This window comes from Corallococcus sp. AB018 (assembly GCF_003986945.1).
Classification (GTDB): domain Bacteria; phylum Myxococcota; class Myxococcia; order Myxococcales; family Myxococcaceae; genus Corallococcus; species Corallococcus exiguus.
The window spans coordinates 1-6,137 of record NZ_RAWR01000356.1; the positions used below are offsets into that span (position 1 = coordinate 1).

The 6,137-nt window shown below is 70.4% G+C and carries 6 protein-coding genes and 1 pseudogene; 5 read left to right on the forward strand and 2 right to left on the reverse strand.

Annotated elements, in window-relative coordinates; translation table 11 throughout:
* The 3 genes from D7Y11_RS41110 to D7Y11_RS41120 form a co-directional block, all read left to right on the forward strand.
* Positions 1 to 252: PilZ domain-containing protein (locus D7Y11_RS41110; protein WP_148139277.1), on the forward strand; the 252-nt coding region annotated here is incomplete at its 5' end.
* Between the two features lie 57 nt (positions 253 to 309).
* The gene (locus D7Y11_RS41115) at positions 310 to 714 is read left to right on the forward strand and encodes a cytidine deaminase (protein WP_120581430.1); all 405 of its coding nucleotides are present in this window, start codon (positions 310 to 312) and stop codon (positions 712 to 714) included.
* Between the two features lie 12 nt (positions 715 to 726).
* Positions 727 to 2,064: a 5'-deoxyadenosine deaminase gene (locus D7Y11_RS41120; RefSeq protein ID WP_120581427.1), complete on the forward strand. Its 1,338-nt coding sequence runs from the start codon at positions 727 to 729 to the stop codon at positions 2,062 to 2,064.
* A 9-nt stretch (positions 2,065 to 2,073) separates the two neighbouring features.
* Here the strand turns inward: D7Y11_RS41120 and D7Y11_RS45415 are convergent.
* Positions 2,074 to 2,795: pseudogene (locus D7Y11_RS45415) on the reverse strand (IS5 family transposase); the annotation flags it as partial.
* A 134-nt stretch (positions 2,796 to 2,929) separates the two neighbouring features.
* Positions 2,930 to 4,342 (reverse strand): sensor histidine kinase KdpD, encoded by a 1,413-nt coding sequence (locus D7Y11_RS41135; RefSeq protein WP_121756079.1) that lies wholly within the window; start codon positions 4,340 to 4,342, stop codon positions 2,930 to 2,932.
* A 283-nt stretch (positions 4,343 to 4,625) separates the two neighbouring features.
* Here D7Y11_RS41135 and D7Y11_RS41140 point away from each other — a divergent pair, with 283 nt between their 5' ends.
* Both D7Y11_RS41140 and D7Y11_RS41145 read left to right on the forward strand, forming a co-directional pair.
* On the forward strand, positions 4,626 to 5,363 hold the full coding sequence (locus D7Y11_RS41140; protein WP_120581429.1) for a PspA/IM30 family protein: 738 nt from the start codon (positions 4,626 to 4,628) through the stop codon (positions 5,361 to 5,363).
* A 33-nt stretch (positions 5,364 to 5,396) separates the two neighbouring features.
* Positions 5,397 to 6,137, forward strand: a 741-nt coding sequence (locus D7Y11_RS41145) for an ABC transporter substrate-binding protein (protein WP_158642057.1), incomplete at its 3' end; no start/stop codon positions are given.

Sequence of the window (6,137 nt, forward strand, 5' to 3'; positions counted from 1 at the left end):
GGGGATCTGTCCCTGGGCGGCGTGGGGTGGGTGGGAGAGGCGCTGGACCCGGGCCAGACCGTGGAGGTGCGCTTCGCGCTTCCCCCGTCCCTGGAAGAGGTGCAGGTGCGCGGCGAGGTGCTGCCCCCCAAGGCCGGTATGACGGGCCCGGTGGTGCGCGTGCGCTTCGTGGAGCTACCGGTGGAGCTGGAGCTCGCCATCGCCCGGCACCTGGACGACCAGAGCAAGGACGAACCCCGGGGCGCCCGCTAGGGCATCCCCGGATGGACGCGGGCGCCGGTGGACGGCGCCTTCGCGAAGGAGGGCGGCATGGCGGAGGAGATTCCCTGGGAGCGGCTGTTCGAGGAGGCCCTGCGGGTGCGTCAGCGCGCGCACGTGCCGTACTCGAAGTTTCCCGTGGGGGCCGCCGTGCTCTACGCGGACGGCTCCATCGTGGCCGGCTGCAACGTGGAGAACGCCACCTATGGCCTCACCGTCTGCGCGGAGCGCAACGCGTTCGTCGCGGGCGTGGCCCAGGGCCGCGAGAAGCCGGTGGCCGTGGCCATCGTCGTGGACACCCCGGAGCCCTGTCCCCCGTGCGGCATGTGCCGCCAGGTGATGGCGGAGTTCGCCGGGCCTGACCTTCCGGTGCGAAGCCGCACCCTCAACGGGCAGGAGGCGCGCTACCCGCTCAGCGAGCTGCTGCCCCACGCCTTCACCCGTTCCTTCTTCTAGGACCTCCCTCACGTGGACTTGCTTCTCACTGGCGCCACCGTCGTCACCATGAACCGGGACCGCGAGGTGCTGCCTCGCGCGGACGTGCTCGTGCAGGACGGGCGCATCGCCAAGGTGGGCCGGGGCCTGAAGGTGAAGGGCGCCTGCCGCGTCCTGGACCTCGCAGGGCAGGTGGTGATGCCCGGCCTCATCCATGGCCACCTGCACGCCTGCCAGACGCTGTTCCGCGGCCACGCGGACAAGCGGGAGCTCCTGGACTGGCTGAAGGAGCGCATCTGGCCCATGGAGGCGGCGCACGACGCGGCGTCCCTGCGCGCCAGCGCGGACCTCACCTTCGCGGAGCTCATCCGCTCCGGCTCCACGGCGGCGCTCGACATGGGCACCGTGCACCACTACGACGCCGTCTTCGAATCCGCGCGTGACAGCGGCTTCCGGCTCGTCGGCGGCAAGGCGATGATGGACTCCGGCGCGGAGGTGCCCGCCGGCCTGCGTGAGACGACGGCGGACTCCCTGTCGGAGAGCCTGGCGCTGATGGAGCGCTGGCACGGCACCCACGACAACCGCCTGCGCTACGCGTTCGCGCCGCGCTTCGCCCTGTCCTGCTCGCCGGAGCTGCTGCGAGAGGTGGGCCGACTGTCGCGGGAGAAGGGCGTGCGCATCCACTCACACGCCAGCGAGAACCGCACGGAGACGGACGTGGTCCGCCAGGTGACGGGCCAGGACAACATCGCCTTCTTCCACGGGTTGGGGCTCACGGGTCCCCAGGTCACGCTGGCCCACTGCGTGTGGGTGGAGGGCGAGGAGCAGCGGCTGCTGCGCGAGTCCGGCACGGTGGTGTGCCACTGCCCGGGCTCCAACCTGAAGCTCGCGTCGGGCTACGCGCGTGTGCCGGAGCTGCTGAAGGACGGCATCCCCGTGGCGCTGGGGGCGGACGGCGCCCCGTGCAACAACACGTTGGATTTGTTCCACGAGATGCGGCTCGCGTCCGTGCTGCACAACCCGCGCGTGGGCCCGGTGGCGATGACGCCCATGCACGTCCTGGAGATGGCCACGCTGCACGGCGCGCGCGCCCTGGGTCTGGAGGACGAGGTGGGCTCCGTGGAGGTCGGCAAGCGCGCGGACCTCACCGTGGTGGACACGCGCGGCTTCCACTTCTGCCCGCTGCCGGACGACGTCACGGGGCCGCTGGTGTACTCGGCGCGCTCCACGGACGTGTCGCATGTGCTCATCGACGGCAAGCTGGTGCTGCGCGAAGGCGAATTGACCACGTTGGACGCGAACACGGTGCTGGCCAACGCCCGCACGCAGGCGACGAAGCTCTTCGCCCGCGCGAAGCTGAAGGCGTCCTAGGGGGTGTCCCTAATTAAGCCAAAGCATCATGCAGGCCAGGTGGAGGACCGCCAGGTAGTTGGTGGCGGTCTTCTCGTAGCGGGTGGCCACGGCGCGGAAGCGCTTGAGGCGGTGGAACATGCACTCCACCTGGATGCGCAGCCGGTAGAGGGCGCGACTGTTGCGGCGCCGGTGGTGCTTGCGCGTTGGATTCATCGCGATGACGGGCCTCATTCCGCGCTCCCGGACGGCCTGCACGAGGTGGTCGGCGTCATAGCCGGCGTCGGCGATGAGCGCCTTGCCGTGCGCATACTGAATGAGGTGCTCGGCTTCAGTGACGTCGCCGCGCTGCCCAGGCGTCAGCGTCACTTCGAGCGGTTGGCCCTGGGTGGTGCACAGGGCGTGGACCTTGGAAGAAAAGCCTCCTCGAGAACGGCCCAGAGCATTGCATCGGCCCCCCCTTTTGCGCCCGCGGCGTCCTGATGCGCCCGGATGATGGTGGCGTCCATCAGCGAGCCGACATCATCCACTTGCAACTGCAGCGACTTGAAGAGCCCCTCCCATACTCCTCGGGTCGCCCAGCGCCCGAAGCGGTTGTAGACCGTCTTCCAGGGCCCGTAACGCTCTGGCAAGTCACGCCAGGGTGCGCCCGTCTTCACCCGCCAGAGCACTGCATTGACGAACTGCCGGTCACCTTTCTTGGTGCGCGGCCCTCGTCGGGCAGGGATGAGTGGCTCAAGCTGCTTCCACTGCTCGTCCGTCAGCTCATGTCGGTGCACTCACCAGGGGTGCTCAGCTCTTCCTTTCCCTGCAAGCTCAACCCTGCCCACGGGGCTGGCGGCCGCTCGGCCTCCAGCACCTTTCTTCAGATAATTAGGGACACCCCCTAGCGGCGCCAGGCGGCCGTCGGGTCCAGCGACGACTGCGAGGTCGGCTGTACCCGGGGCATGCGCAGCACGAAGGACGTGGCCCAGCCCTCCGCGTCCTCCACCGCCAGCCGCCCGCCATGGGCCTCCGCCGCCAGCCGGGAGAAGTACAGCCCCAGGCCATAGCCCCGGCGGCCCTCCTTCTCGCGGTGGCCCTGCACGTACTTGTCGAAGAGGGACTCGCGCGCCTCCGGCGGAATGGCGATGCCGTCGTTGCGCACCGCCAGCCACTGGAAGCCCTCCGCCTCACCGGCCTCCAGGCGCACCCGCCCGCCGGACGGGGCGTAGCGGAGCGCGTTGGTGGCCAGGTTCTCCACCACGCGGATGAGCAGGCCCGCGTCGCCCACCAGCTGGAAGCCCGGCGGGGACGACAGCTCCAGCTTGATCTTGCGCAGCCGGGCCGCGCCATCCAGCGAGCGGCGAACCTCGTCGAAGAGCGGCGCCACCGGGAAGGCCTGCTTGCGCGGGGACAGCCGGCCCTGCTCCAGCCGGGGCACGTCCAGCAGGTCGGAGATCATCCGGTCCAGGCGCGCGGTGACGGCCAGGCCCGTGCGCACGGACTCCACCATCGGCGTGCCGATGGGCAGCTCCTGCTCCATCCACGACAGCGACAGCGTCACGGCGGACAGCGGCGAGCGCAGGTCGTGCACCAGGAACTGCATCAGCTGCTCCTGGTGGGCCTGCAGCGCCTCCAGCTGGGCGTTGCGCGCGTGGGCCTCGGACAGCATCCGCTCGATGGTGCGGTGGGCGTCCTCCACCTCGTGGGTGCGGCGGGCCCCCAGCTGCCGGGCCACCTCCGCGTGCGACAGGTCCATGGCCAGCTGCCGCAGCCGCCCGGTGCCGTAGTGGCTCACCGCCGCCACCAGCACCAGCGTCACCGCCGCCACGGCCATGGCCCCCGGGCCCACGCCCGCCTGGTGCATGAGGACGGCCTGGGTCAGGGACGCCAGGCCCGCCGTGCCGTAGACGAGCCAGGGCATCAGCTCCAGGCCGGACAGCGCCACCACCAGCGCGAACAGCCCCAGGCTGAAGCCCGCCACGCCCGCGGGGAAGGGCGACACCGGCAGGGCCAGCTGCTGGAGGCCGAACACCAGCCCCACGTCCACCAGCGACTGCACGATGCCCAGCTGCTTCGTCAGGGGCCTGGCGCGCAGCGCGAACAGCAGCGCCACCACGCCGCCGTAGCAGAGCAGCAGGGGCGGGTAGTGGGCCCAGTCCCGCGCGCCCGTCAGCCACAGCCCCAGGCTGACGGCGAAGAACACGACCGTGCCCACCAGCCGCACCGCCGCCCCGGCGCCCAGGACGCGCCGCCGTTGGGCGGCCACCACCCGCGCGAGTTCGTCTTCAAAGGCAACGGGAGGAGTCGGGTCCATGCGACACGTTCGTTTTCCCCGCTTCCTCCCCACCCGGCAAGTTCATGGCCACAGCGTCTTTCGCGACCCCGGGTGGCCCCTTTAAGGGACAGGGAGTGGCGGATGGGGGCCGGACCGGTGGCCCTGGACCCGGCCGGGCTGGCGGGCGGTGGCTGTTCCGGAGCAATCATCCGTTCCGGGCGGGCGTAGTCACGGTGACACGCGCCTTGCGGCCGGATGCTTGTGGGCGTCGGAGTTCGTGTAAGGTGACTGGGATTAGGCACAGGCGGAGGTGAGAGCCGACATGTGGCAGCGATTCAAGAGAGCGATGCGGAGCTTCGCGGGCTTCTTCGTCTCCTCCATCGAGGATCCGGAGTTGATTCTCGAGCAGAACATCCGTGACCTGAACGATCAGGTCCCCAAGATGAACGAGTCCATCGCCATGGTCCGGGCGAATGTGACGCTGCTCGAGAAGGAGAACATGAAGTACCAGCAGGACGTGCGGGAGCTGACCGCCAAGGTCAAGGCCGCCATCCAGGCGGGCCGGGACGACCTGGCCGGCACCTACGCGACCAAGCTCCAGGGGGAGAAGGAAGCCCTCGCGCGCAACCAGCAGCAGCTGGACATCGCGAAGCAGGCCTACGAGAAGGCCCTGAACGTCAAGAAGGCGTTCATGCGCGAGAAGGACCGGAAGACGCAGGAGGCGATGAACGCCGTCCGGGACGCGCGCCGCGCCAAGTGGCAGGCGAAGGTCGCCGACACGATGGAGTCCTTCACCGTCGCGGGCGTGGACTCCACGCACGACGAGATGCTCCGCAAGGTCCAGGAGAAGACGGCCATCAACGAGGCGCGCATGCAGATGGCGCTGGAGTCGGTGGACCACCAGGCCGCGGCCATCGAGGAAGAGGCGGAGAAGATCCAGGGCGACGAGCTGGTGAAGCAGTTCAAGATGGAGATGGGCCTGATGGACAGCCCCGCGCCGGTGTCGGACGTGGGTGCCGGTCCGGAAAAGACCATCGGCAAGAAGGTGGAGATCAAGTAGGTCTCCCCCCATGAAAGGGGCCGGCGCACACGGATGAAGCTGCACCGCGGACCCGGCCTCTTTCTCTTCCTCGCGCTCTGTGTCCTGGGCGCGGGGTACGTGTTCGCCTCGCGGGCGGGTTATCTCGACCGCCTGCAGGCGCGCTTCTTTCCCTCCACCCGTGAAGCGGTGCGGCTGTCCCCGGGTGACTTCCCGGCGGGCGTCGCGGCCCCGGTGGCGGACGTGGCATCGGTGCCGCTCAGGCCCGTGCTCATTGGCTTCACCCCGCGCGGGTCCGCCTCCGCGCTGCTCGTGGCAGCCGGCGGCGCCACCACCCTGGACAACCCCGCCACTCCTCCGGGCGCCGCGCAGGGGCTGCTCAAGACGGCCTACGCGCTGGACGCCCGCGCGGTGCTCTTCGCGCGCGAAGAGGAGCTGAAGCAGGCCCTGTCCGTGGGCGCGGAGAACGGCGGCGTGGACATGGCCGCCCTGTCGGTGGACCGGCTCGCGTCCTGGGCGCCGACCTTGAGGGACGCGGCGCCGCGCACGGTGCTGCTCGTGGGACGCAGCCGGGGCCAGGAGGCCATGGCGGCGGTGGGCGTGCCGGACCTGGCCAGCCTGCGAGGCAAGCGGGTGGGCGTGTATCCGGGCGGCTCGTCGCATTACTTCGCCCTGTGGATTCTGGCGCGCGCGGGGCTGCGTACCTCCGACGTACGCTGGGTGGACCTGCCCTCCACGCTGGACGCGGGCCGGGCCTTGCGGGAGGGGCGGGCGGACGTGGTGGTGGGGCTGTGG